Genomic DNA, 24,726 nt, shown 5'->3' with positions numbered 1-24,726 from the left:
ACCTCGCTCATAGATTGGCGCCAGAGGTCTGGCACGAATGATATTAGAGACCGAGGTCGACGATCGGCCGCTCGAGGGGGTTGATGTTGAGCTGCCGGTGGGCCTTGAGCAGCTTCTTGCTGGGCAGGCCTTCGAGATAACCGTCGATCGTGCGATGGAAGTTCGACAGGTGCCCTTCGATCTGCGCCGAGATCCGCATGAACTCGAAGGAGCGCGAGTGCAGCCCGAGCTGCTGCTTCGGCAGGTTCGAGAAGTCCTGGGTCGGGATGGGGGGCACCCGCGGGTCGTCGTGCGCCATCGGCTCCGGGACCGGCAGCTTCGGCAAGGGCGCACCGTCCGGGAACCTGGTCAACGACCAGATCTCCATCAGCGTCTCCTCCGGTCCGATCGGCCGGAACCGGTACTGCGATGCGCTGCTGTACATCGGCAGGATGAAGAAGTGCGGGAAGCAGTAGACCATCGGCTCGGTGAGGCCGTCGTCCTCGATCTGGTTGAGATCCGGGATCAGATGCTTCTTGCTGCGATGCCACTTGACCACCGCGTCGTTGAGGGTGCGCTCCCAGGCGACCCGCGCCTGGACCGGGTCGGCGGGCAGGGTGGTCTTCGGCATGATGCGCGCCGCGACCTTGACGTCGTTCGCGTGGACCATCCCCGCCATGCCCTCGCTCATCACCTGCAGGTAGGTGAGCTCGGCGTCGAGGAAGGCCTGCTGGTCGAACGGCTTGTTCTTGGCGGGGTAGCGGCCCGGCAGCCGTAGCTGCGGATGCGTTTCGAGCACGTGGTACTGCTCCATGAACGCCTCTTGCGCGAGCTTCCAGTTCACCGGCAGCCGGAAGGAGTACCACCACTCCGGGTGCATGTTGTCGAGCTGCCAGGCGTCCATGTACGTCGCGAATGGCTCGATGCTCGCCCGTAGGTCCGGTGCCTTCGGGTCGAGGTTGATCCAGGCACACCCTCCCCACGTCTCGCAACGCACCTGCTGAAGGCCGACCTGCGCCGGGTCGAGGTTGGCCTCGGAGAACGTGCCCGCCCGCGAGATGAACGTGTTGGCGCCGTCTGACGCATAGCACCAGCCGTGGAACGGGCAGGTGAAGCCGCTCGTGCTGGTGCCGTGGCCTTCGACCAGACGCACACCACGGTGGCGGCACGCGTTGTGGAAGGCACGCACGCTCATGTCGTCTTGACGGACGACGATCACCGACTGGTCGAGGATCTCGTAGGTGGCGAAGTCACGGGGGTTCGGGATCTCCTCGAGCCGGCAGGCCATCTGCCACACCCGCGGCCACAGCTGCTCGGCCTCGAGCTCGAAGAACTCACGGTCGTAGTAGCGCTCCTTGCGGATCCGGTCGGGCACCTCCATCGCATACGGCACCCGCGATGCCTTCGTCTTCTTCTCCGCCATGCCTTCGCTCCTATGCCACGTCGTGCTCACGCTTCGACCGGCCGCCGACCGGCTTGCGCGCCTGCCGCGTCCCGACCTCTTCGACCACCTCCGCCGAGCGCTCGACGTCGAACTCGTTGCCACTGGCCCGCAACGTCGCCAGCAGGTCGGTGAGCTCGCGCCGCTGCGACTCGTCGAGGCCGATGCGCGCGTACACGTTGTCATTGAGGTCTTCGGTCGCCGCACTCGCCACCCGGCGGCCGCGTTGGGTGATCACGGCGAGCGTCGTGCGCGCGTCCGACGGGTGTGCCACTCGGCGTACCAGCTTGTCCTGCTCGAGGCGGTCGATGATGTTCGTGACCGTCGCCGGCGGGATCCGCAGCGTCTTGCTGATCCAGCTCAAGGTCAGCGAGGACTCCGGATCGGTCATGAGCCAGGTGAGCACCTCGTACCGCGCGAAGGTCAGCTCGTGGCTGCGCATCACTCGCTCCACCTCGTCCGCCAGCAGCTGGTAGGAGCGCAGGATCGCGGTGAACACCGCCATCCCGGACGCCGACTCGGCGTCCCAGTGCCGTTCCCACACCCGACGCGATGCCTCGACGACGTCGAAGGGGGCCGGCTCGAACCCACCGCCGCGAGAACCGTTCGCGCGCGCCATCAGTGACCCCCCACCGCAGCAACCGAGTTGCCGATGATCCCGGCAGCGGCCAGCTCGTCGATCTCGCTGCGACTGAGCCCGAGCTCGGTGAGCAGCGCGTCGTTGTGCTCCCCCAACAGCGGAGCGGCCCGTCGCTGCATCGCCGCGGGTCCGTTGGACAGCCGCATCGGCAGCGTGCTGTAGCGGCAAGCCCCGACCACGGGATGCTCCAACGTCTCGAAGAAGCCCCGGGCCGCCACCGGTGGGAGATCCGGCTGTTGATGCGGCTGCATCACCTTGGCAACGGGTACGCCGGCCGGCCAGAGCAGATCCACGACCTCATCCGCCGTACGACTGCGACACCAGGCGGCGAGATGGCCGTCGAGCTCGTCCTGCGCGCCGCGACGTCCCGCCGCGGTCGCGAGCGCGGAGCCCGATGCCCACTCGGGTTCACCGATCGCGGCCCGCAGCGCCAACCACTGCTCGTCGGTGGCCACCGCAATCGCGACCCATGAGTCGTCCCTGCCCTCCTCGTCAGGGCCGGCGGCCTGGTAGACGTTCTGCGGCGCGGCCATCGGACCGCGGTTGCCGTCGCGTTGGAGGAGGTTGCCGTAGGCGGAGTACTCGATGACCTGCTCCGCCGCGACGCTCAGCGCCGCATCGACCATCGCGGCTTCGACCAGGCAACCCTCGCCCGTGTGATCGCGGTGCTCGAGCGCCAGCAGCAACGCGAGGACCGCGTGCAGCCCGGCGTTCGGGTCCCCGACGCAGTAGGGCTCGATCGGCAGCTTGTCCTCATACCCGGTCAGCCAGGTCAGGCCGGAGGCGTCCTCGATCACGAAGGCGAACGCGCCACCGTCGCGCCACGGCCCGTCGAGACCGAAACCGGGCATGCGAACCATCACCAGGTCCGGCCGCTTCCGGCGCAACGTCTCGTAGTCCAGGCCGAGCTGGTCGAGCACTCGCGGGGTGAAGTTCTCGACCACCACGTCGCAGGTTGCGACCAGCTGTTCGAGCACCTCGACCCCCCGTGGCGTGCCCAGGTCGATGGTGAGGCTCGACTTGTTCGTGTTCAGTGCCGCGAAGATCGGGCCGCGCTCCCAGAACTGATCGGTGGTCTGGGGGATCCCGCCGATCAGCCGCGCGCCGTCGGGACGTGCGGTGGACTCGAGGTGGATCACTTCGGCGCCGAGCATGCCGAGGATGCTGCCGACGAGCGGCCCGGCCCAGAACGCGGTCATCTCCAGCACGCGCAGACCGCGCAACGGCAGGCTGTGGTCGGCATCGGTCGGGCTCGGCGCAACGGGCTCGCGCCGCTGGTCCGACGCCGGCGAGATGCGGTACGGCGGGCCGGGATTGACCGCGCCGTCCACCGGGTTGGACACGAACGCGTTGCGCGCCCGGAAGTGCTCGAAGGTGGTCGCGTTGGCGCCGTTGACCAGCGGCGCATTCGGGATCCGGAACGCGGATGCCAGCTCGAGCAGCGCATCCACCTTCTGCTCGGCGATCCAGGCGTCGATCGTCGGCATCAGCGACGTCCGGTCGAGGAACAGCTTCGGGTCATCCATCCACTCCGGGTGACCGACCATCGCGCAGAAGTCATACCACTGCTGACCGGTGCCGACGCCGAGTCCCACCATGCCGTCCGACGCCTGCGCCACACCCGGCGACGGCACGAACCGTCGCTTGCGCATCGGACGGCCCATCTGGTCGTGGTAGGTCACCGGGTAGTAGGTCAGGCACAACGCCAGGACTTCGAGCATGGATACGTCGATGATCTCGCCGGTGCCGTCACGACGCAGCGAGGCGACGGCTCCGACGGCTGCGACGACGCCGGCTAGCCACTCCCCGATCTGGCCTCCGACGTGAACCGGCGCGCGATCGGGGTAGCCGCGACCGAGCCCGACCATCCCCCCGGACCACGCCTGGAGGGTGAACTCGGTCGCCGGACGGCCGGTCCACGGTCCGGTCAGCCCGAACGGCGTGATCGACGCAATGTGGGCGTCGGGGTGGCGCGCCGAGATCGCGGCCGGTGCGAGCGCAGGATCCGCGGTGAGTGCGGAGCCGGGCGACCACACGACGAGGTCGGCCGCGTCGAGAAGGGCCTCGACCTCTGCGGCGTGGGCGGCGAGATGCTCGCGCTTTCCGGCGTGCAGGAAGTTGAACAGGGCCCCGTTTGCGTCGGGGGCGATCACCGCGCGGGAGGCCGACCACCGCCGCAACGGGTCGCCGCCGGCAGGCTCGACCTTGACCACGTCGGCGCCGGCGTCGGCGAGCAGCTTGGTGCAGTAGCCGCCCGCGATCCAGGTCGACAGGTCGACCACGCGGCGACCGGCCAGCGGTGCAGGACTCGTCATTCGGCGGGAGGCTGCTCGCGACCCGACCGGGACAGTCGCCACTCCGGCGGGAACCGGCTGTCGTTGTCCTTGACCAGCTTGTTGACCCCACCTTCGGCGATCTTGCCCCCGAGTCCGGCTTCGGAGCGCTCGACGTCCTCACGGAGCGCGCCGGTCATCGACTCCAGCCAGGCGCTCATCATGCTGCCCATGTACTCGCCCTGGTGCTGCTTCATGATGTTGAAGAACGTCTTCTGCATGAAGATCGTGTCGGTGTTGCGGGTGTTGGAGCACGCAAGGGCGTACTTCGCGACCTCGGTTTCGAGCTCGGCGCGTGGCACCACGCTGTTGACGAAGTTGCAGTCCGCCATCTCCGCGGCGGTGAACGGACGGCCGGTGAAGACCATCTCCTGGAACTTTCGAAGTCCCATCACGGTCGCCCACTGCCACATCCGCGGCGCGTAACCGACGTACCGGAACGCCGGGTGGCCGAACAGTGCGTCGTCGGAGGAGATCACCAGATCGGCATCCGCCGCTTGGTAGAAGTGCCAGCCGTAGCAGTAGCCCTTGACCTCGAGAATGCTGATCTTCTTGAAGTCGGCGAGACTGCGGTTGCCCGAGCGGGCGTCGGCGTACCAGTGCACGAGCGAGGCGCCGTTGCGGTAGTTGTGGCGATCCGGCATCGTGACGTCGTCCTCGTCGCTGATGCCGAACTCCTCGGCCATGGCGACGCCGCCTTTGCGCTTGGCCATCAGCTCGTCGAGGTCTGCCCCGGTGCCGAGATGCTCGCCCTCGCCGCGGACGACCAACACCTTGACGTCATCGTCGAGGCTGGCTTTGAAGATCAGGTCGCCGTAGCGCTTGCGAGCACCGATGGTCGGCGCATTGAGATGGTCGGGCCGGTCGAAGGTGATGGTCGCGATGCGGGTCTCGGGGTCCTTCTCGTACCGGATGATGTCCTCGGGCGCGGGTACGTCGGTCACCGGTCAGCTCCTCAGCTCGCGGAGAGGTTTCACCGACAGCAGCTCTGGCCCGGCATCGGTCAGCGCGACCGGCGCCTTGCCATAGAGCGCACCGACGCCGTCGGCCCAGACGTAGGCGGTCACCGCCAGCACCATCCCGGCTTCCAGCCGCAAGTCCTTGGCGGTGGCGGGCAGCTCGGCGAGCACCAGCGGCATGTCGTTGCCGTTGCCCAGCCCGCGCCCGATCGGCATCGGCGGCGCGGGCAGCCCGGCTGCGGCGTACGCGTCGAGCAGCGCCGACGCCGGGTTGCCCGGCCGGCATGCGGCCAGCAGGCCTTCCCACAGCTCGTCCCACTTGGCGAGCAGCGGCCCGCCCACCTTGGCGACCCCGTCGATCGCGGCCGTCCAACCGACCTCTCCGACGTACCCGTCCGCGAGCACACCGCCGTCGAGAGCGACCAGGTCGTCGGCGCCGACCGCGGCGTCCCGGCTGGTGCGCGCCCACGGCCTCGTACGCGAGGTGATCCAGGCGACGTCCTGCGTGCTCGGGGTCGTCACGCCCGCCTCGGCCATGTGGCTCATGAACACCCCGGTCAGCTGTCGCTCGGTCACGCCTGCCCGCAAGGCACCCTCTGCCGCGAGCAGCGCGCTTTCCGCGATGCGGACCGCATGCCGGATCGCATCGATCTCGTCGGGCAGCTTCACGGCGCGCACCGTGCGCATCAGCTGCTCGCCGTCGACGAGCTCAGCCGCGGGAAAGGCCTTTCGAACCAGGCCGAGCGTCGAGGGCATCAGCCCGTCCGTCGCGACGGTCTTCGCCGTGGCGGCACCCTCGACCTTCGTCAGCCAGGCCAGCGTGTTCGCGCCGTTGAACGTGATGCCATGCAGGTTCTCGTGCGGGATGTCCGCCGGCACCCCCTCGTCCCACGTGCTGACGATGTGGATGGAACCGGTCGCACGCTCGATGACGCAGCCGGGGCCGAACGGCCTCGACCCGTTGATCCACAGCCGCGGCACGCCGGCGATGTAGCGGGCGTTGGGCTCCCGGCCGGAGATCAGGATGTCGATCCCGGCGGCGTCCATCGCCTCCAGGACGCGTTGTCGCCGCGCGTTGCGCAGTCCGGCGGCGTCAGGTCGTGTCTCGGTGTCGGTCACGCGGTCCTCAGAACGGGTCGTACGGATAGTCGGTGAGCGGCTCCCAGCCGTCCTCGGTGATCAGGACGACCTCTTCCGAGCGATAGCCGCACTGGCCGTCCTCCCACACCACGGGCTCGAGCACGAGCACCATTCCGGCTTCGAGGACGTACGACGCGTCGAAGTCTTCGCCGATGTCGCTGCCGACGAACGGCATCTCGGCGCTGTCGATGCCCAGGCCGTGACCGAGGTAGAAGTGCGGCAGCCACGGTTTGCTGCCGCCGTTCGCGGCCGTGGCTGCGGCGGTGAGGTCGCTGTTGCGCGCGCCGGCGCGGGTGACGGCCAGCGTGGCGTCGAGGATCGCGCGCCACCGCTCGAACTGGGCGCGCTGGACGTCGTTGGGCTCTCGTCCGACGATCCAGGTCCGGCCGAAGTCGGTGTGGACACCCTCGTAGCTCATGCCGAGGTCGACCCACAGGACGTCACCCTCGACGAGCTCCCGCGTGGTCGACAGCAGCGGCAGGGCGAGGTCGCCCGTGGTCGTCCAGGGGCCCTCGGCGACGCTGTTGGGCATCACCTGCCAGATCGGGTCGAGGATGTTCGCGTCGGCGCCGGCCTCGAAGATCGTCTGCAGGAACGTTGCCGTCAGGTCCACCTGGCGCACCCCGGGCGCCAGGCGCTCCTGCACCTGCGCGATGCCGACCTCCATGATCCGCAGCGCCTCGCGCATGCAGGCGAGCTCGTCGGGGGTCTTGCGCAGCTTGGCGCGGCTGATGATCCGGCCGCCGTCCACGGGCGAGCCGGCAGGGCCCAGGAACATCTCGGTACGCCGCAGCGGGTGGGTCCACTCGTCGAAGGCGACCACGGCGCCGGCCGGCACCAGGTCGGCGAGCTTCGGCAGGAACAGATCCACTCCCTCGTCGAAGTCGAGCAGCGCAGGGCCGTGGACGTGGTCCGCGGGCAGCCCCGAGCGCAACCGGTCGTCGCTGCGAAGAGGCGTGAACAGGTGCGGCACATCGTCGTCGGCCACCACAACCGCGACCGGCCGTTCGAACGTCGTCCGGCTCTCGTCGGCGAAGGGCCAGATCGCTCCGGTCGCGTAGACGACGTTCGTGTTGCCCGACAGCACCACGGCGTCGACGCCTTGCTCCTGCATCGCGGCACGAACCCGCTCGATGCGGTCCTTGCGCATCCGCGCCAAATCGGGCGGGCCCGAGAACCGAGTCGGAGCCGCCGCCATGAGACCGGCGGTCATCTGTCGAGGTCCGCCCGCGTCACGCCGAGATGCCCAGGTAGCGCCGGGCGTTCGTGCTGACGATGTCGATCGCGCGGTCGACGCCGACGGCGTCGATCACCGAGCCGAGCGACTCGTTGCTGTAGCCGTACGTGCTCTCGTTGTGGGGGAAGTCCGTCGACCACATCACCTTGTCGGCACCGATGCGGTCGACCATCGACAGGCCGAGCGGGTCGAGCATGAACGACGCGTAGAAGTGCTTGTCCCAGTACTCCTGCGGATCCAGCTTGATCTCGGTGTCCTGCATGTGCCGAAACGACGCGCAGATGTGCTGGGCGTCCTGGATGGCCGACGGCACCCAGTTGATGCCGCCTTCGAAGTAGCCGATCTTGAGGCCGGGGTGGCGGTCGAGAATGCCCCCGAGGACGTACTTGCCGAAGGTGTCGCGGAACGGCGCGACCGACTGGAACATCCCGACCTGCAGCGCGTTGATCTCGATCGGTGTCTGCGGCGGGTTCTCGCCGATGTGATGCGACACCGGGATGCCGGACTCCTCGATCGCCTCCCATACGCCGTCCATCGAAGCGGCGCAGTAGTCGATCGGCTTCTTGTCCTCGTCCTTTCCCGGGACGAGCGGCATCAGGAAGGTCTTGAGGCCGAGCGCCTTCAGCTCGGTCAGCGTGCGACGCGCACCGTCCGCGTCCCACCAGTTGATGAGCCCGACGCCGTAGATCCGGTTGCCGGAACGCTCCTGCACCTCCGCGATGTACTCGTTGTAGATCCGGAAGCAGGTCTCGCGGACCTCCCGGTCGGGCCAGCCGAACAACGCGAGGATCGAGTTCGGGAAGGCCAGCTCGCTGTGCACGCCCTCGGACTCCAGCGCCGCCAGACGAGCGTCGATGTCGCCCGCATGCGAGCCGGGCACCGGGTCGTACTGCTGAAGGACGTCGATGAACTCCTTGACCAGGACCGACTTGCCGTCGAGGCCGACGACCCAGCCCCCGTCGACGTTCATGACGCGAGGGACCCGGTCCTTCATGCCCTCCGGCGCTCGCTCGAAGAAGATGTCTTCGGACAGCGAGATGTGGTTGTCGGCCGAGAACACCTCGGTGCCGGCCGGCAGCCCGAAGTCCTGCACGGGGCCGGGGTGGCGGTCCTTCGGGGCGCCGAGTCCCTCCCGCGGATATGTCAGAGCTGGCGAGCCTGCGGCCATCGTTACTCCCTCGTTCCCGGTGAGCGGACATTACTTCGGCTTCGTAGCAATGGTCAATGAACTCTGGTTAGATTCGCTTCGGAGTCGTAGCAACCGGGAGCCCGAATGTCCGAGTGGGATGTGACCGTCGACTTCGTCGCGGTCGGTTCCGGCGGCGGCGGCATGGTCGCCGCATTGGCCGCGGCCGACCGTGGCGCCGACGTACTCGTCGTGGAGAAGCAGTCGCTCGTCGGCGGCTCGACCGCGATGTCCGGGGGCATGGCCTGGGTGCCCAACAACTCGGTGATGAAGCGGGCCGGGGTGCCGGACTCCTACGAGGACGGCATGGCCTACTTCGACGCGGTCGTCGGCGACGTGGGTCCGGCCTCGTCGCACGAGCGACGCCACGCGTTCTGCACGGCAGGCCCGGAGATGATCGACTTCCTGGAAGCCAAAGGCGTGAAGTTCGTCTACTGCCCGGGCTACAGCGACTACTACTCCGACGCCAAGGGCGGCAGTGACATGGGTCGCGGCGTCGAGCCCGTGCCGTGGGACGGCCATCAGCTCGGGGCCTGGTCGGGCAAGGTGCAGATCGGGATGGCCAAGCACCTCGGCATGGCGGTGATGACCAACGAGGCCCGCTACCTGTCGCACTACAACCGCAGCGTCAAGGCGTTCGCCACCTCCGCCCGGGTCGCCATGCGCACGACGTGGGCGAAGGTGCGCCGCCAGGATCTCCTCACCAACGGCGCCTCCTTCATCGGGCAGGCGCTCAAGATCGCGCTCGCCAGCGGCGTCGAAGTGTGGACGGACGCACCCCTCGACGACCTTCTCGTCGAAAACGAGCGGGTGGTCGGCGTGCGAGTGCTTCGCAACGGCACTCCGGTCAACGTCCGCGCCCGCGACGGCGTGTTGCTCTCGACGGGGGGCTTCGCACAGAGCCGCGAGATGCGCAGCGAGTTCAGCGGGGACCAACCCAACACGGCCCGCTGGTCGATGGCCAACCCGGGCGACACGGGCGAGGCGATCCGCACCGCAATGAAGCTCGGCGCAAAGACCGACCTCATGGACGAGGCGTGGTGGCTGCCGTCGCCGCGATCGGGCAAGTTCGGCCAGAACACCCTCGACCAGGCCCGCCAGCGGCCGCGCACCATCTACGTCGACGCGGCCGGCAAGCGGTTCGTCAACGAGTCGAACTCCTACATGGAGGTCGGCAAGGCGATGTACGAGAGGGACAAGACCAGCAAGGCGGTGCCGTGCTGGCTGATCTTCGACGACCGCTACCGCAAGCGTTACGCGCACGTGCGGTCCTCCCCCGGCCGCTTCCCCAAGGACGTCCTCGCCAGCGGCAAGATCAAGCGGGCGGCGACGTTGCGCGAGCTCGCCGAGATGTGCGGCATCGATCCGGACGGGCTGATCGAGACCGTCGAGTCGTTCAACAAGTACGCCGCGGACGGCAAGGACCCTGAGTTCGGCCGCGGCGAGTCGGCGTACAACAAGGCGCTCGGCGATCCGCACCGCAAGGTGAAAAACCCGTGCGTCGAGCCGATCGACGAGGCGCCGTTCTATGCCTGTGACGTCGTGCCTGGAGACGTCGGGACTTGTGGCGGCATGCTCACCGACGAGCACGCTCGGGTCATCGGCAGCGACGACAAGCCGATCCCCGGTCTCTACGCGACGGGCAACGCGACGGCCACGGTGATGGGACGGCACTATCTCGGCCCCGGCGGCAGCATCGCCAACAGCATGGTTTTCGGATACGTCGCGGCGAAGCACGCCACGTCGCGGGAAGAGGCAACGAAGTGACGACCACCACCGACTTCTCGCACGTCAACTTCTTCAAGGACGCGGCAGTGCAAGCCGACCCCTACCCGTACTTCGACTGGGTGCGCGAACAGGGACCGGTGTGGCAGGAGCCGCACTTCGGCGCGTACATGATCACCGGACACGCCGAGGCCAAGGAGATCTACCGCGACCCGGCGACGTTCCCGGAGCACGAGGCCGCGTCCGGCACCTACTCCTCGTGCAACACCGTGAGCGGACCGTTCGTGAAGTTCTCCCGAGCGGTCGAGGGCGACGACATCACCGACGTGATCGTGGCCTGCCGCGACGAGCTGCCCTTCAGCGACCAGATCCCGTCGTTCGATCCGCCGTACCACACCGCGCAACGGCACCTGCTGATGCGGCTGATCACGCCCGGGCGGCTGCGCGCGAACGAAGAGTTCATGTGGCGTTACGCCGACGCGCTGCTCGATGTGTTCGTCGACGGCGGCAGCTGTGAGCTGATCTCCTCGTTCGCCGAGCCGTTCACCCTCACCGTCATCGCCGACCTCGAAGGGGTGCCGGAGGAGGACCACGAGTCGTTTCGCGAGCACCTGTCGACCGTCTCGGACGGGCTGCAGCACAAGCCGCTGGAGTTCCTCTACGACCGGTTCGCCGAGTACATCGAGGACCGCCGCGGCGAGCCGCGCGGCGACGTGCTGACCGGCCTGGCGACCGCGACCTTCCCCGACGGCTCGACGCCGGACGTCAAAGATGCGGCGCTGATCGCCGCGAACCTTTTCGTCGGCGGTCAGGAGACGACCGTGCGGATGATCGGCTTCGCGCTGCGAATGCTCGGCGAGCGCCAGGACCTGCAGAAGCTGGTACGCGACGACCCCGCGCTGATCCCCAACTTCATCGAGGAGACCCTGCGGCTCGAGAGCCCGCTGCGCAGCCAGTTCCGGATGACCCGGGTCCGCACCACGCTCGGCGGGGTGGAGCTGCCCGCCGGCAGCACGGTCATGCTGCTCCCGGGCGCGTGCAACCGGGATCCGCGGACCTTCGACAACCCGCACGAGTTCGACATCCACCGCTCCAACGCGCGCCAGCACATCGCGTTCGGGCACGGCATCCACACGTGCGCCGGCGCGCCGCTGGCCCGCACCGAAGGGCGCGTGACGGTCGAGCGTTTCCTCGAGCGCACCGGCAACATCGCGATCAGCGGCGACCGCCACGGAGCACCGGACGCGCGTACCTACGACTACCTGCCGACGTTCTTCCTTCGCGGCCTGCAGACGCTGTACCTGGACTTCGCCCCGCGCTGACCTAGCCGCGTGGCTTGGTGGCCTGGCTCATGATCAGCCTGGTCTGCGCCATCGAGTTGCCGGCCGTGGTGCCGCCGTCGACCGGCAGGACGACGCCGGTGATCTGCGCCGCCCGGTCACCGGCAAGGAACACGACCGCGTTGGCGACGTCCTCCGGCTGCGCCTCCCGCGGGTAGGGCTGCATGTACTCGAGCACCGGACCCATGTCGTAGGTCGTGATGCCGGTGCGGATGTGGGCGGGGGTCAGACAGTTGACCCGGATGCGGTACGGCGCGAGATCGATCGCCATGCACTTCGTCGCATGCACAATCGCCGCCTTCGATGCGCGGTAGGCGATCATCCCGGCGCCGGCGTTGATCGCGGCGATGGACGCGTTGTTGATGATCACGCCGCCGCCGTGGTCTTTCATGTGGCGCGCCGCCCGCTGGGTCCCCGCGATCACCCCGAACAGGTTGATGCCGACGATCCGGTCGTAGTCCTCGAAGTCGTCGTCGAGGAGCCGCTTCAGCGCGCTCCCGACCCCGGCGTTGTTGAACATGATGTGCAGCCCGCCGAAGCGAGCGACCGCGAAGTCGACGGCGGCCTGCACCTGGTCGATGTCGCTCACATCGGTCCGGTGAAAGGCCGCCACCTCACCGAGATCGTCCGCCAACGCGTTGCCGGCCTCGGCGTCGACGTCGGCGATCACGACCTGCGCGCCCTCCGCCGCCAGCGCGATCGCTGTCGCCCGACCGATGCCTCCCGCGCCTCCGGTGACGATCGCGACCTTGTCCGCCAGCTCGTGCGTTTCCACGCACGTGACCCTACGGGCGGGCGTCGGCCTAGGCAGCAGCGAGGGCGGCTTGCAGACCGTCGATCTCGGCGACGGTGACGGTGAGAGCCGGGTGCCTGATCCGCCCGAGCGGGTCGATGCCGCTGACGGGCTCGGCGAAACGGATGCAGAGCCCCCGATCGCGATTCGTCGCGAAGGTCAGACCTCGGTCGACGAACGACAGATGCGCCGGCCCGATCGTCTTGAGGTAGCCGAACGGCCCGGTCGGCACCGCCTCCGTGACGTTCGACAGCGGTGTCTGCACCCGCCACAACCCGAACCGCGCGGTCAGCTCGCCGTACTCGAGGTCCACGCCCGTCGTCCACGGGGTGACCCCGAACGGGACGCCAGCGGCGAGGAACGGGGTCGTGAAGCGGAACCGGAAGCTGTCGGTCGGCACGAGCTGCAGATACCCGCCGTGGCGCCGGATAGCCGGCCGGCGGGCGGGCAGAAATCACTCATGACCGATATGACGCAGACCATCGACGTCGACGTGCCCGTGACCGTCGCGTACAACCAGTGGACGCAGTTCGAGTCCTATCCGGAGTTCATGGACGGTGTCGAGGAAGTCGCGCAGAAGACCGACACCCTCACCCACTGGAAGATCTCCATCGGTGGGGTGAAGCGCGAGTTCGACGCCGAGATCACCGAACAGCACCCGGACGAGCGCATCGCCTGGCGCTCGGTCGACGGCACGGCGCATGCCGGCGTCGTCACCTTCCACAAGCTCGACGACGCCCACACCCGGGTGGCCCTGCAGATCGACACGAAGCCGGAGGGCGTGGTCGAGAAGGTCGGCGACGCGCTGGGCTTGACCAACGCGAATGCCAAGGCCGACCTGAAGCGGTTCAAGCAGTACATCGAGCAGCGCGGCGCTGCCACCGGCGCCTGGCGCGGCGAGGTCCCCCGCGACTGATCAGCGGGTAGCGCCGCCCGACCGAGCTTCGGTGAGGCTCGGCGGGGCGGCGCTCGCTGCTGTTCCCCACGCGCCGTGCGTCGCCGTCATCGTGTAGCTCAGGGTTCCGTGCAGCTGCCGGTCGGTGAGCCACGTCCGATTGACCGCGTGGCCGTTGCGTCGTAGCGCCGCGACGTAAGGCGTGAGACCGTCCGTGCCGGGCGCGGATATCCGCAACCGCGGGCCGATCTGCACGGTGTCGAACATCGGAGCGGACAGTTCCCACGCGTCGACGCCCGGTTGGGCCTGGTACAGGCCGATTGCCGACAGCACGTAGTCGGCTGACATCGTCCCTGCGTCGTCGTTGCCCGGAAGTCCGTAGGGCCCTGGGGTGAACACGGCGGTTTCGGAGTGGACGACCTGCGTAGTCCGCCACGGCTCACCCAGCCAGTCGTACAACCACGGCGCCTGCAGGTCGGTCTCGTTCGCGGGGGTGTACTGGTTGCCGACGTAGATCGCCCCGAAAACCGACGACTCGGCCTGCACCTCGGGAACCACGGGCGCGACCCGGTGATCGAGCGCCGCCGAGAAGAAGCTGTCGAGACGCTGCCTGGTCCGGGCCGGACCGATCGCCTCGGCCAGTCCCCGCACGTCCTGCGGCACGAGCCACAGGTACTGCCAGCCGGTCCCTTCCTGCCAACCCTGCGGGAAGATCGGGTTCCACACGTTCGCCAGGCCTACGAACGTCGGCGTGGCCCACGACCCGGTCCCCGTGCGCGGCCGCAGGAAGCGGTCCGCCGGGTCGAACAGGTGTCGCCAGTACTCCGCGCGCCGGTCGAACTGGGCGGTGCGAGCGGCGTCGCCGAACCGCCTGGCGAGCGCGGCGACCGACGCGTCGTCGATGGCGTACTCCAAAGTGACCGCGGCGCCGCGGTCACTGACGTTGAGCGGGACGTAGCCGAGTGCGAGATAGCTGTCCAGACCGGATCGCGGATCGACCGGCGGAAGCGTCGTCGCTTGGCGGACCACGTCGCGGTAAGCCGCGTGCGCCGCTTCGCCGGCGAGCGCGCCGCTGGTGACGAGGGTGGCCAGCGTCGGCGTCCCGGAGTCGCCCCCCATGATCCCGTAGTCGCGGTTGCCGCGGACCCACCGCGGGATCACGCCACCGTTCTGGGCGGTGTCGGCGAGCAGCGAGAGCCCGAGGTCATGCGCGACGCGGGGCGCGTCGAGCGTGAGCAGCGGCGTCTGGGTCCGATAGGTGTCCCACAGGCTGAGGTCGGTGTAGTGGTGATGGCCGGGTGCCACCTCGTGAACGCGTCCGTCGAAGCCCCGATAGTGGCCGTCGGCGTCGTCGAACGTGGTCGGCATGAGTGAGGCGTGATACATCGCGGTCTCGAACGTCCGGCGCTGCCGCCGGGTCCCGCCACGGACGCTGATGCTGCTCAGCCGTCGCTCCCAGACGCGCTGAGCCGCAGCGCGTACCGCGTCGAAACCGCGGTTCACCACGGTGGCTGCGGTGAGGTTGCGCGCCGCCTCGGCCGCCGAGGTGTAGCTCAGCGCGATGTCGGCCTGCACCTGCCGAGACGCGGCGGTGCCGAAGCTGACCCAACCGCCCGCACCGCGCCCGGCAACGGAACGCTTGCCTGCGGTGATGCCCTGAGCCGTCCACGAGCCGCTTCGCGTGAAGGGCCGGTCGAAGCGGGCCGCGAAATAGATCGAGACACCGCCGGAGTCCGGGACCAGCACGCTGCCGGCCACCCGGTCGTCGCCAGTGATCCGGAACGTGCCTGTCTGGGTGCCGCCGTCCTGGTTGCTGTCGTTGTGCCGTGTCACGTCGAAGATCAGGTTCGCCACGCTGCCGGCCGGGAACGTGAAGCGCTCCACCGCGGTCCGCAGCGTCGCGGTCAGCTCGGCCCGCACGCCGGATCGCAGCAACGTCGTCGCGTAGTAGCCCGGCTGCGCCGTCTCGGTCGCGTGCGTGAAGGGGCTCGCCCAGCTCGCCGGGTTGCGGCTCGTGACCGGTCCGGTCGTCGGCATCACGGGAAGCTCGCCGCCGATGTGAATGCCCGCGCCGGAGAAGTGGGTGAGCGCGAAGCCGCGAATCTCCGGATCCTGGTAGGCGTAGCCGACGTAGTCGAGTGGATCGTCGCCGAGCGGCGTAGTGGTGGCGGGCCCTGGCGTGACCATGCCGAACGGCAGGCCGGCAGCAACCGTGACGAAGCCCGGCCCGAGGGATCCCGACCGGGTGTCGACCATCCGCACCAGGGCTGGCACGTCGGGCGACGCGGCGGACACCGGCCTGCGTTGCGCCGTGCCCATCACGTTGGCCGCGCTGGAGGCAGGAACGGCGACCGCGAGCGCCGCGGCGAAGACCGCCGCGACCACACCCCGCCGCATCACGTCGCTCAACTTCGGTGCGGTGCCGCCGGCTTCCTGCCCGCAGCCTCCGTCAGGGCAGGCCGACGCGTGTCAGGTCACGCGCGAACTCGGCGTACGACGCAGCGGGCGACGGGCTGTCCCATGCCTTCTGCGCGAGTACGGCGAGGTGGGGCTCCACCCGACGGGCGGTCTGCGCCGGCGTCTCGTCGAGCGGCCCCCAGATGTTCATCTGCGCACCGAGCAGGCCGGGGCTTGCCGCAGCCACCTGCTGCTTCGAAGTGACGGAGCTGCCGACCTGCGTGCCGTCGAAGTCGTTGACCTGCCAGCCGGCGTACACGCCGGGCAGGCTCGCCTTGCCGCGCACCGGTCCGATGTCAGTGGTGTAGTAGTTCGGGTACCACCCGGCGTTGACGATGCGGTATCCGCGGTCAAGCAAGGTCTGGGGTGAGACGGTCAGCGTGTCGCCGAACGGCGAGATGGAGTCCCACCACTCGAGGATCACGTCGCGGTTGACCGCGACCTTGCCGACCCCACCGACCTGGTCGCTCCAGATCCGCAGCGTCTTGCCGTGGGCGCGGACGATCCGGTCGACCCAGTTGATGAAGCCGTGGACCGCGTCGGCGGGAGTAGCCCCGACGCCGTACCGGCGTGTGGCGTAGGTCTCGAGCTGCGGGAACAGCGGGTACTCCGCCGGGCTGAGGTACTCGTCGGAGCCGATGTCGAAGTACCGGCCCGGAAACCACGCAAGGTACTCGTCCAGGATCCGCCGGACCGCCCGCAATGCCGCGGGACTGGTGATGTCCAGCTTGTCGGTCGTGTAGGCGCCGACCGTGCTCGGCGAGGCCACGCCGGCCGGCTTCAGGATCAGCCGCTTGTGGTGGACGAGGAACGCCGCCATGTGGCCCGGCATCTCGATCTCGGGGATCACGGTGACGTGATCACGACGCGCGAGGTCGACGATCCGCCGGATGTCGGCGCGCGTGAACGGGCGCTTGCCGACGACGCTCGGGAAGACGCGACTGCCGAGCGCCCAACGCTGGTCGTCGGTGAGATGCAGGTGGAGAACGTTCAGCTTCAGTGCCGCGAGCCGGCGGATCTCCCGCAGGACCCACGCCGTCGAGTACGTCGTGCGGGAGGCGTCCACCATCAGGCCGCGTTGCGGGTAACGAGGCCAGTCCACCGCCGTACCGCAGGGCAGCGTGGAACCCTGCCGCAGCATCTGTAGCAGTGAGCGCCCGCCGTAGAACAGCCCCGCCCCGGTCGACGCCTCGATCGTCAGTGCGCGTCCGACGTCGAGGCGATAGCCCTCGGACCCGAGCCGTCGGCTCCGGGCAACGGTACGCATCACGATGTCGCCGGCCGTGGGCTCGCTCGCCACGACGACCGCGACCGCCCGACCGGCCTGTCGCCCGAGGTCGGCGGCCAGCACCCTGGCCTCGCGGGCGGCGGCGCCGTGCCGTCGCCGCACCTCCACCGCGGTGGTGGCGGCGAACCGCCACACGCCGGTCGCAGGATGCCACCGCTGCATCGCCGGGATGGTCAGCGGCGCCGGACGGCTCGGCGTGCCCAGCGACGCGCCCGCCGCACCGGTCGCCGGCAGGAAGGCGCAGCACGCCAACGCGCCGGCGAGCACCCTGCGGGCCGGCACCGGGCTAGTCGACGAGGAAGACCGGTGAGCCGTTGATCACGTGCGCGACCTGACGCAGATCCCACTCGTGCATCCGGATGCACCCGTTGGAGATGGCGGCGCCGTGATCGGCGATCTCGGAGTCCGAGAAGATCGACCCGTGGATGGCGATGATCGCGTCGTTCCCACCCTCGAAATGCTCGATCGCGCGCGAGTGCGCTGACGTCTCGAGCATCACCGAGCCGTAGCCGGGACCGTTCGGCGGCGCGTGGAAAGCGACGAAGTACGTACCGGTCGGCGTAGGCGTCCCGGGGGCGCCGTCACCCACGGGGTAGGAGCCCACCTGCTGGCCCCAGTGGAAGACATAGAGCCAGTGCTGGGCGATGTCGACGACGATCGCCCAATGGGTCGAGGTCAGCACCGCGTTGCTGGTATCGATCCAGGTGGTCGACTCGTCAGGGCGCTGCGCGAGCCGGACGTGCAGGCGGTCGCCGGACTGGCCGATCACCGGCAGGGCCGACGGGTATCCGTACCACGATCCGGGCACCGTCCGGTTCTGCTCGATCGCGTTCGCGCTCGGGTAGCCCGGAACGCTGCGACTCAGATGCGCCACCATCGTCGTCTCCGGCACCAGGACGGTGTCGCGCTCGGGGGCCATGCGGGTGCCGCTCGACGACGACGTCGACGCCTTGGCCGGCACGGCGGCGCGGTGGGGCTGACCGACCGGCGACAGCGTCTGCGTGCTGCTCGGCGTCGGACCGGTCTCGGCGCTCAGGACGGCACGCTGCGAGCCGTCCGCCAGCAGCAACGAGGCGAGATGGGCACGCGACCCGGCTCGGGCCACACCTGAATGGGTCTTCGCGGTCGAGTTGCCCGCACCGACCGTGAAGCTGACGACGAGCGCCACTGCGAGGACCACCGGAACGCCGACGAAGCCGCGGCGCCGCCAGACGGCGCGCGAAGATACGTGTGAGCTCATCAGCAGGGTGCCACCACAGTCTGGGTCGGGTCGGTGCCCGGAAGTACGGCTTTGCGGGTCATCACCATCGATTGTCCGGGTTTTTCCGATGATCTCCAAGTTCGCCACGGTGCGGCGTACCTCCTGCGGTTGGATACCCCACGACGAGAGGAACGACCGAGATGGATCTTCGGGCACGGCACGTGGTGGTGACCGGCGCCTCGCGCGGCATCGGGTTGGCCGTCGGCGAGCGTTTCGCGGCCGCCGGCGCGAAAGTGACCCTTGTCGCCCGCAGCGAAGCCGCGCTCGCGGCGGCCGCCCAACGGATCGGATGCGGCCACGCGGCGGCCGACCTGCTCGACGTGTCCGCGCTGGGCGCACTGATGGTGCGCCTCGAGGCGCTCGCCCCGGTCGACATCCTGGTCAGCAACGCCGGAGTGGGGACGCCAGGGCCCGTCGAGCAGATGACCGCTGAAGACCTCAGCGGGATGTTCACTCTCAACGCGCTCGTGCCGGCCGAGCTGGCCCGGTTGGCCCTGCCCGGCATGCGAGAGCGCGGGCAGGGCCGGCTCGTCTTCATGTCCTCGCTGTCCGCGGAGGTCGCGTTGCCCGGCCTCACCGCGTACTCGGCGACCAAAGCGGCCGTTTCCCAGTTCGCTGAGGGGCTGCGCCGTGACCTGCAGGGCAGCGGTGTCGGGGTGACGACGGCCGAGCTCGGCCCGGTCGACACGGGGTTGTACGACGAGGCGACCGCCTACCCGCCGTGTGCAGACGCGTTCAACCGGCTGTTGCGGCTCGGCATGCTCACGATGCTGGAGCCCGGGCAGGTGGCGGACGCAATCGTGCAGGCGTGCCGCAAGGACAAGGCGCGCGTGGTCCTGCCGCGGCGCGGCGGCGCCCAGGTGGCCGCCGCCAGGCTGCCGCAGTGGCTGGCCAATCGGGTGCTCTGATGACGCCATGACCACTGCCGCCCGGGCCGGCCGCGCGCAATGGCGCTGAGCAAGCGCCCGCGCGTCGCGGTCCTCGGCGCCGGAGCCGGCGGACTGGCGATGGGCGTCGCGCTGCGACGCGCCGGCTTCGACTTCACCATCTTCGAGCGAAGCGACGGGGTCGGCGGCACCTGGCGCGACAACACCTACCCGGGGGCGGCCTGCGACGTGCCGTCTCATCTCTACTCGTTCTCGTTCGCGCCGAACCCGAAGTGGTCGCGGACCTATGCCTCGCAGCCGGAGATCCTCGCCTATCTGGAGGAGGTCGCCGATCGGTTCGGGTTGCGGGCGCACCTTCGTACCGGCGTCACGATCGAGCGGGCTCGGTGGAACGACGACGACCAGCAGTGGGAGCTGACCACGGACCGTGGCGAGATTCACCGGGCCGATGTCCTGGTCAGCGCGCTCGGCATGCTCAACGTGCCGTCGCTGCCGGACGTCCCCGGCCTGGACACCTTCCGCGGACGGATCTTCCACTCCTCGCGCTGGGACCACAGCAGGCCGCTGGCCGGTGAGCGCGTCGGCTCGATCGGGACCGGGGCGAGTGCCATCCAGTACGTGCCGGCGATCGTCGCCGACGTCGAGCGGCTGACCGTGTTCCAGCGCACCCCGATCTGGGTCACGCCCCGGTTCGAGACCGAGTACACCGCTTCGCAGCAACGCCGGTTCGCGAGGGTGCCGCTGGCCGCCAGACGTCACCGCTGGGAGATCTTCTGGACCTATCAGCGGACCTCCTTCCAGGCCGCCCACCCGTTCACCGTCGGTCAGACCGAGCTCGCCCGCGGCTACCTCGAGCGGAAGGTGGCGGATCCGGCGCTGCGCGCCGTGCTCACCCCCGACTTCCCGGTCGGGTGCAAGCGGCCGCTGACCTCGCGAACCTGGCTGCCCGCCCTAACCCGACCCAACGTGCGAGTCGTCACCGCGCCGATCGTCCGGCTCACCGAGCGCGGCATCTGCACCAGTGACGGCGAGGAGCACGAGCTGGACACGATCATCTTCGGGACGGGCTTTCGGGCCAACGAGTACCTCACCACCATCGACATCGTCGGCCGCGACGGCCAACGACTCGCCGACCGCTGGCGTGACGGCGCCGAGGCCTATCTCGGGCTCGCGGTGGCCGGCTTCCCCAACTTCTTCATGCTCTACGGGCCCAACACGAACGGCGTGAACTCGATCCTGTTCATGCACGAGGCCCAAGCGCACTACGTCGTCCGCGCGCTGCGGATGATGCGCCGGCGGCGGCTGACCTCGATCGACATCCGCCGCGACGTCGAGCGGAAGTACAACGAGAAGGTCCAAGCCGGCATGGCCGGCACCGTGTGGCAGGCCGGCTGTCGCAACTACTACACCGTCGCCAACGGCAAGAACGTCACCCAACTCCCCTACAGCGCCGGCGAGTACTGGCTGCGAACCCGTGTGGTCGGCTGGTGGCGCTACCGGCGCATCAGGAAGCGCCGGTCGGTCGGCTGACGCTGGTGGTGATTGTTGACCATCTTTGTGTAGGTTAGGTCGCCATGCACATCGACCCGTACATCGTGCTGGGTAGTGCGATCATCGGCGTCCTCGTCGGAACGACGGGCGCGGGTGGCGGCGCACTCATGACGCCGATGCTCATCCTGCTGTTCAACGTGCAGCCGGACAAGGCGATCTCGAGCGATCTCGTCGCGGCGGTCGTGATGCGGCCACTCGGCGCCCTCGTCCATCTGAGCAAGGGCACCGTGAACCTGCGCCTGGTCGCCCTCATGTCGTGCGGTTCGGTGCCGATGGCCTTCCTGGGCGCCTACCTGCTCCACCTCATGGGTGAGTCGTCGAGCGCGCAGACGAATGTCGAGCGGCTGCTCGGCAGTGCGCTGCTGCTCGGTGCCGCAGCGATGGTGCTTCGCTTCTTCCTCGACCAGCGCAGCGGCAACACCCGAGACGCATCGATCGGTGAGATCCACGTGCACCCGGTGCGCACGGTGGCGATCGGCGCACTCGGCGGGATCGTCGTCGGGATGACGTCGGTGGGATCAGGCTCGCTGATGATCGTGCTGCTCCTGTTCCTCTACCCGATGATCGGCGCCAACCAGCTCGTCGGCACCGACTTGAGCCAGGCGTTGCCGCTGACCGGTGCGGCGGCGCTCGGCGCCCTCGCGTTCGGCAGCGTCTCCTTCGGGGTCACCACGTCGCTGATCATCGGCAGCGTCCCCGCGGTGCTGGTCGGGTCGTTCCTGTCCTCGCGCGCGCCCGACCGCTACATCCGTCCGGCGATCACGTTCGTGATCTTCGCCTCGGGCTTGAAGTACGTCGGAGTCGGCACCGACGACCTCGGATGGACACTGGTCGGCGTACTGTTCGCAGGATTCGTGGTCTGGCTGCTGACCGCCCGGCCATGGCGCTCGGACTCAGGTGAGACGGCGGCACTGGAGACGTAGATGACCGTGGAGCTCAGCGAGGAGCTGTTCCTTCCCGATCCGGCACCTCGCCAGGTCAGCTACACCGTCATCTCCGTCGACGACCACGTCGTCGAGCCGCCGCACCTGTTCGAAGGGCGACTGCCCACGGCCGTCGCCGATCGCGCGCCACGAATCGTGGAGACCTCGCGCGGCTATCAGGTCTGGGAGTTCGAAGGCCGCAAGTACAGCCAGATCGGGATGAACGCGGTCGCCGGCCGCCGTCCGGAAACCGTGTCGATGGAGCCGTTCCGCTTCGACCAGATGCGACCGGGTTGCTACGACGTGGACGCCCGCGTTCGCGACATGGACCTCAACGGCGTCTGGGCCTCGTTGAACTTCCCGTCGCAGATCAGCGGCTTCTGCGGGCGCGTCTTCTTCGACGCCGCCGACCGCGAGCTCGGGCTGGGCTGCATCCGGGCCTGGAACGACTGGCTCTACGAGGAGTGGTACTCCGCGCATCCCACCCGGATCATCCCGCTGGGGATCACCTACCTCGCCGATCCGGCACTCGCGGTGGCCGAGATCGAGCGCAATGCCACGCGCGGTTTCACCTCCGTCACGATGCCGGAACGGCCGCACGAGATCGGCCTGCCGTCGCTGTGGGACCGCGAGCACTGGGATCCCATCATCGACGCGTGCGTCGCGACCGGGACAGTCATCTCGCTGCACGTCGGCAGCTCGGGAATGCCCGCACTGCCAGCCGGCTCCCCCGCGGTGCAGCTGTCGGCCACGCTGTTCGGGCAGCAGTCGCTCGGTGCGTGTGCGGAGTGGCTGTGGTCCGAGTACCCGCTGCGTCATCCCGACCTGAAGATCGCGATGAGCGAAGGCGGGATCGGCTGGGTGGCCATGCTGCTGGACCGCCTCGACAACATCGTCGACCGGTCGGGGTACGGGCTCGGGTGGGCGATGCGACCGTCGGAGGTGCTCAAACGCAACTTCTGGTTCTGCACCATCGACGACCCGTCGACCATCGACACCCGCCACCGCATCGGCGTCGAGAACATCATGGTCGAGGTCGACTACCCCCACGGCGACAGCACCTGGCCCGACACGCAGCGGGTCATCGAGCAAGCGTGGGGTCACCTGCCCGCCGACGAGCTACGGATGATCTGCAGCGAGAATGCGGCAGCGCTCTACCGCCACCCACTGCCTGAGGTGGTCCTGCCGCGTTAGCGGACGGCGTCCTTCACCTTCTCGCCCGCTTGCTTGAGGTTGCCCTTGGCCTTGTCGACCTTGCCTTCGGCGGTCATCGACTCGTTGCCGACCGCGCGACCCATGCTCTCCTTGGCCTTGCCCTTCGCCGACTCGCCGAGGTTCTTGGCCTTGTCCATGCCACTCATCAGACGCTTCCCTCCTCGAGGATTCGTTGCGGACCAACACCGCAGATGTGCCTCGTCAGCGCGCGAGTAACCGGCCTCGATTGCATCCGCTTGCGAAGATTCGCACCGTGGCGGGGGTGGGCACCCGGATGACGCACTCGCCGACCGCAACCGTCACCGGCGTACCCGCGGCGCTGATCGTCAGCCGGTCACCGGCACGCCGGAAGGTGACCACCGCGGTCGGCGGCGAGGCGAACCGGTACCCGACGTTCCAGAGCTTGCCGCTGGTCGCGACCGTCGCGTTGGTCCAGGCAGCGGGATGGGTCGGCACCGGCTTGAACAGCCCCCAGCTCAGTAGCGCCTGCAGCTCCTTGTGGAACGACGGCAGGTCGTGCCCGCCGAAGTGGACCTGGTAGGTCACGTTGACGCCGGCGGCGTTGAGCGCGTCGTAGTACCGCTCGCTCATCGGGTAGATCAGGCCGGCCTCCTCCCAAGTCGCGTCCACGATCTCCTCGGTGAAGCCGGCGAGGATCACCCCGACGCTGGCCAGGTCCGGTATGCCGTTGCCCGTCGTGAGGTACACCCGCGTCTGGCGCAGGTTCGCGGCCAGCCGCCGCGGGTTGTGGCCGGTCGCATAGAACCCGTCCGGCGGCCCGTAGATCGGCACCGGATCCTTGTCCCGGCCACTGCGCGGGCCGGACAGGAAGCCGTTGGTCACCGCAGCCATCGCCGGTTGCACGACCGTGCCGAGCAGCTGCGGGTCGACGAACCCGGACAGCGACGCCACCGTCCCGAAGAAGCCGGGCAACCGCCCGCCGAGGTAGGCCGCTCCCAGGCCACCCATCGAGATGCCGGCGATGGCGTGCCATCGCCGGCCGGCGCGGATCGGGAACCGGTGCATGATCGCGGGCAGCACGTCGTCGAGCTCGTAGGTCTCCCAGGACGGGTCCCCGCGCTCGCCGTCGTTCCACCAGTCGGCGTACCAGCCGGCCGGCCCGCCGTCGGGCATCACGACGATCGCGTCGAGGTGGTAGAGCTCAGGCAGCAGTCCCTGCTGTTGGTAGAAGGCGTAGCTGCCACCGAGGCCGTGCAGGAGGAACAGCAGCGGATAGCGCTTCGACGGGTCGTAGCCGGCCGGCAGCAGCACGTCCGCCTCCGGCAAGCCCGGGTGGTCCAGCCACTTCGCCGGGATCTTGCCGTGCACGGCCGGGACCGTGATCGTCACCAGCGTCGGGCCGGTCGCGGCCGAGGCCGCGTGGGAGGCCGCTGAGTACGACGCCGCGGCGGCGCTACCACCGAGCCCGATCGCGACGGTGGCCGCCAGAGCCAGGAGCCGCCGCACGGATGGATC

At 69.0% G+C, this 24,726-nt stretch carries 21 protein-coding genes; 7 read left to right on the top strand and 14 right to left on the bottom strand.

Annotation, left to right across the window (positions count from 1 at the left end):
• Positions 1–43: 43 nt before the first annotated feature.
• From VG899_09915 to VG899_09885, 7 genes are read right to left on the bottom strand one after another with little or no spacing between them, the layout of a single operon-like run.
• Positions 44–1,402, bottom strand: a complete 1,359-nt coding sequence (locus tag VG899_09915; protein ID HWA66668.1) for an aromatic ring-hydroxylating dioxygenase subunit alpha — start codon at positions 1,400–1,402, stop codon at positions 44–46.
• A gap of 10 nt (positions 1,403–1,412) precedes the next feature.
• Positions 1,413–2,039, bottom strand: a complete 627-nt coding sequence (locus VG899_09910) for a MarR family transcriptional regulator (GenBank protein ID HWA66667.1) — start codon at positions 2,037–2,039, stop codon at positions 1,413–1,415.
• The gene (locus tag VG899_09905; GenBank protein HWA66666.1) at positions 2,039–4,375 is read right to left on the bottom strand and encodes a CoA transferase; all 2,337 of its coding nucleotides are present in this window, start codon (positions 4,373–4,375) and stop codon (positions 2,039–2,041) included. Before VG899_09905 ends, VG899_09910 begins: the two co-directional genes overlap by 1 nt.
• Positions 4,372–5,337: an enoyl-CoA hydratase/isomerase family protein gene (locus tag VG899_09900; GenBank protein ID HWA66665.1), complete on the bottom strand. Its 966-nt coding sequence runs from the start codon at positions 5,335–5,337 to the stop codon at positions 4,372–4,374. Before VG899_09900 ends, VG899_09905 begins: the two co-directional genes overlap by 4 nt.
• Before the next feature lie 3 nt (positions 5,338–5,340).
• On the bottom strand, positions 5,341–6,471 hold the full coding sequence (locus VG899_09895; GenBank protein HWA66664.1) for a M24 family metallopeptidase: 1,131 nt from the start codon (positions 6,469–6,471) through the stop codon (positions 5,341–5,343).
• A 7-nt stretch (positions 6,472–6,478) separates the two neighbouring features.
• The gene (locus tag VG899_09890) at positions 6,479–7,705 is read right to left on the bottom strand and encodes a Xaa-Pro peptidase family protein (protein ID HWA66663.1); all 1,227 of its coding nucleotides are present in this window, start codon (positions 7,703–7,705) and stop codon (positions 6,479–6,481) included.
• 19 nt (positions 7,706–7,724) lie between these two features.
• The gene (locus VG899_09885; GenBank protein HWA66662.1) at positions 7,725–8,897 is read right to left on the bottom strand and encodes an amidohydrolase family protein; all 1,173 of its coding nucleotides are present in this window, start codon (positions 8,895–8,897) and stop codon (positions 7,725–7,727) included.
• A gap of 105 nt (positions 8,898–9,002) precedes the next feature.
• Here VG899_09885 and VG899_09880 point away from each other — a divergent pair, with 105 nt between their 5' ends.
• Both VG899_09880 and VG899_09875 read left to right on the top strand, forming a co-directional pair.
• Positions 9,003–10,682, top strand: coding sequence for an FAD-binding protein (locus VG899_09880; GenBank protein HWA66661.1), 1,680 nt, complete (start codon positions 9,003–9,005; stop codon positions 10,680–10,682).
• Positions 10,679–11,962 carry a cytochrome P450 gene (locus VG899_09875; protein ID HWA66660.1) on the top strand — a complete coding sequence of 428 codons (1,284 nt, stop codon included), beginning with the start codon at positions 10,679–10,681 and terminating at the stop codon, positions 11,960–11,962. Before VG899_09880 ends, VG899_09875 begins: the two co-directional genes overlap by 4 nt.
• A 1-nt stretch (position 11,963) precedes the next feature.
• Here the strand turns inward: VG899_09875 and VG899_09870 are convergent, their stop codons facing one another.
• Together VG899_09870 and VG899_09865 are read right to left on the bottom strand one after the other, a co-directional pair.
• Positions 11,964–12,755, bottom strand: a complete 792-nt coding sequence (locus tag VG899_09870; protein HWA66659.1) for an SDR family oxidoreductase — start codon at positions 12,753–12,755, stop codon at positions 11,964–11,966.
• Between the two features lie 28 nt (positions 12,756–12,783).
• Positions 12,784–13,173 carry a hypothetical protein gene (locus VG899_09865; GenBank protein HWA66658.1) on the bottom strand — a complete coding sequence of 130 codons (390 nt, stop codon included), beginning with the start codon at positions 13,171–13,173 and terminating at the stop codon, positions 12,784–12,786.
• A 60-nt stretch (positions 13,174–13,233) separates the two neighbouring features.
• Here VG899_09865 and VG899_09860 point away from each other — a divergent pair, with 60 nt between their 5' ends.
• Positions 13,234–13,689: an SRPBCC family protein gene (locus VG899_09860; protein ID HWA66657.1), complete on the top strand. Its 456-nt coding sequence runs from the start codon at positions 13,234–13,236 to the stop codon at positions 13,687–13,689.
• Here VG899_09860 and VG899_09855 read toward each other — a convergent pair whose 3' ends face one another.
• The 3 genes from VG899_09855 to VG899_09845 are packed head-to-tail and all read right to left on the bottom strand — an operon-like array spanning position 13,690 to position 18,653.
• Complete coding sequence (locus VG899_09855) at positions 13,690–16,065, bottom strand: GH92 family glycosyl hydrolase (protein HWA66656.1); 2,376 nt, start codon at positions 16,063–16,065, stop codon at positions 13,690–13,692.
• Between the two features lie 52 nt (positions 16,066–16,117).
• Positions 16,118–17,695, bottom strand: a complete 1,578-nt coding sequence (locus VG899_09850) for a beta-N-acetylhexosaminidase (protein ID HWA66655.1) — start codon at positions 17,693–17,695, stop codon at positions 16,118–16,120.
• Positions 17,696–17,699: 4 nt separating this feature from the next.
• Positions 17,700–18,653 (bottom strand): L,D-transpeptidase, encoded by a 954-nt coding sequence (locus VG899_09845; protein HWA66654.1) that lies wholly within the window; start codon positions 18,651–18,653, stop codon positions 17,700–17,702.
• A gap of 161 nt (positions 18,654–18,814) precedes the next feature.
• Between VG899_09845 and VG899_09840 the strand changes: the two genes are divergently transcribed.
• Genes VG899_09840 through VG899_09825 form a run of 4 tightly spaced genes read left to right on the top strand, consistent with a single transcriptional unit; the run spans position 18,815 to position 23,229 of the window.
• Positions 18,815–19,582 (top strand): SDR family NAD(P)-dependent oxidoreductase, encoded by a 768-nt coding sequence (locus VG899_09840; GenBank protein HWA66653.1) that lies wholly within the window; start codon positions 18,815–18,817, stop codon positions 19,580–19,582.
• Between the two features lie 39 nt (positions 19,583–19,621).
• On the top strand, positions 19,622–21,091 hold the full coding sequence (locus VG899_09835; protein HWA66652.1) for an NAD(P)/FAD-dependent oxidoreductase: 1,470 nt from the start codon (positions 19,622–19,624) through the stop codon (positions 21,089–21,091).
• Positions 21,092–21,135: 44 nt separating this feature from the next.
• Positions 21,136–22,035 carry a sulfite exporter TauE/SafE family protein gene (locus VG899_09830; GenBank protein HWA66651.1) on the top strand — a complete coding sequence of 300 codons (900 nt, stop codon included), beginning with the start codon at positions 21,136–21,138 and terminating at the stop codon, positions 22,033–22,035.
• Positions 22,036–23,229, top strand: coding sequence for an amidohydrolase family protein (locus tag VG899_09825; GenBank protein HWA66650.1), 1,194 nt, complete (start codon positions 22,036–22,038; stop codon positions 23,227–23,229).
• On the opposite strand, the gene VG899_09820 is transcribed toward VG899_09825, so the two are convergent.
• Together VG899_09820 and VG899_09815 are read right to left on the bottom strand one after the other, a co-directional pair.
• The gene (locus tag VG899_09820) at positions 23,226–23,396 is read right to left on the bottom strand and encodes a CsbD family protein (GenBank protein ID HWA66649.1); all 171 of its coding nucleotides are present in this window, start codon (positions 23,394–23,396) and stop codon (positions 23,226–23,228) included. The genes VG899_09825 and VG899_09820 overlap by 4 nt on opposite strands.
• A gap of 55 nt (positions 23,397–23,451) precedes the next feature.
• Positions 23,452–24,717, bottom strand: a complete 1,266-nt coding sequence (locus VG899_09815; protein ID HWA66648.1) for an alpha/beta hydrolase-fold protein — start codon at positions 24,715–24,717, stop codon at positions 23,452–23,454.
• Positions 24,718–24,726: the final 9 nt, after the last annotated feature.

This window comes from Mycobacteriales bacterium (genome assembly GCA_035550055.1).
Lineage (GTDB): Bacteria > Actinomycetota > Actinomycetes > JAFAQI01 > JAFAQI01 > DASZTV01.
This window is presented reverse-complemented; position numbering and strand designations above follow the sequence as displayed.

Excerpts from the sequence above, each read along its gene's own strand:
- VG899_09880 (HWA66661.1), top strand. The coding sequence starts at position 9,003 with ATGTCCGAGTGGGATGTGACCGTCGACTTCGTCGCGGTCGGTTCCGGC.
- VG899_09915 (HWA66668.1), bottom strand. The coding sequence starts at position 1,402 with ATGGCGGAGAAGAAGACGAAGGCATCGCGGGTGCCGTATGCGATGGAG.
- VG899_09825 (HWA66650.1), top strand. The coding sequence starts at position 22,036 with ATGACCGTGGAGCTCAGCGAGGAGCTGTTCCTTCCCGATCCGGCACCT.
- VG899_09845 (HWA66654.1), bottom strand. The coding sequence starts at position 18,653 with ATGAGCTCACACGTATCTTCGCGCGCCGTCTGGCGGCGCCGCGGCTTC.
- VG899_09840 (HWA66653.1), top strand. The coding sequence starts at position 18,815 with ATGGATCTTCGGGCACGGCACGTGGTGGTGACCGGCGCCTCGCGCGGC.
- VG899_09820 (HWA66649.1), bottom strand. The coding sequence starts at position 23,396 with ATGAGTGGCATGGACAAGGCCAAGAACCTCGGCGAGTCGGCGAAGGGC.
- VG899_09890 (HWA66663.1), bottom strand. The coding sequence starts at position 7,705 with ATGACCGCCGGTCTCATGGCGGCGGCTCCGACTCGGTTCTCGGGCCCG.
- VG899_09830 (HWA66651.1), top strand. The coding sequence starts at position 21,136 with ATGCACATCGACCCGTACATCGTGCTGGGTAGTGCGATCATCGGCGTC.
- VG899_09835 (HWA66652.1), top strand. The coding sequence starts at position 19,622 with ATGGCGCTGAGCAAGCGCCCGCGCGTCGCGGTCCTCGGCGCCGGAGCC.
- VG899_09885 (HWA66662.1), bottom strand. The coding sequence starts at position 8,897 with ATGGCCGCAGGCTCGCCAGCTCTGACATATCCGCGGGAGGGACTCGGC.
- VG899_09855 (HWA66656.1), bottom strand. The coding sequence starts at position 16,065 with ATGCGGCGGGGTGTGGTCGCGGCGGTCTTCGCCGCGGCGCTCGCGGTC.
- VG899_09910 (HWA66667.1), bottom strand. The coding sequence starts at position 2,039 with ATGGCGCGCGCGAACGGTTCTCGCGGCGGTGGGTTCGAGCCGGCCCCC.
- VG899_09860 (HWA66657.1), top strand. The coding sequence starts at position 13,234 with ATGACCGATATGACGCAGACCATCGACGTCGACGTGCCCGTGACCGTC.
- VG899_09905 (HWA66666.1), bottom strand. The coding sequence starts at position 4,375 with ATGACGAGTCCTGCACCGCTGGCCGGTCGCCGCGTGGTCGACCTGTCG.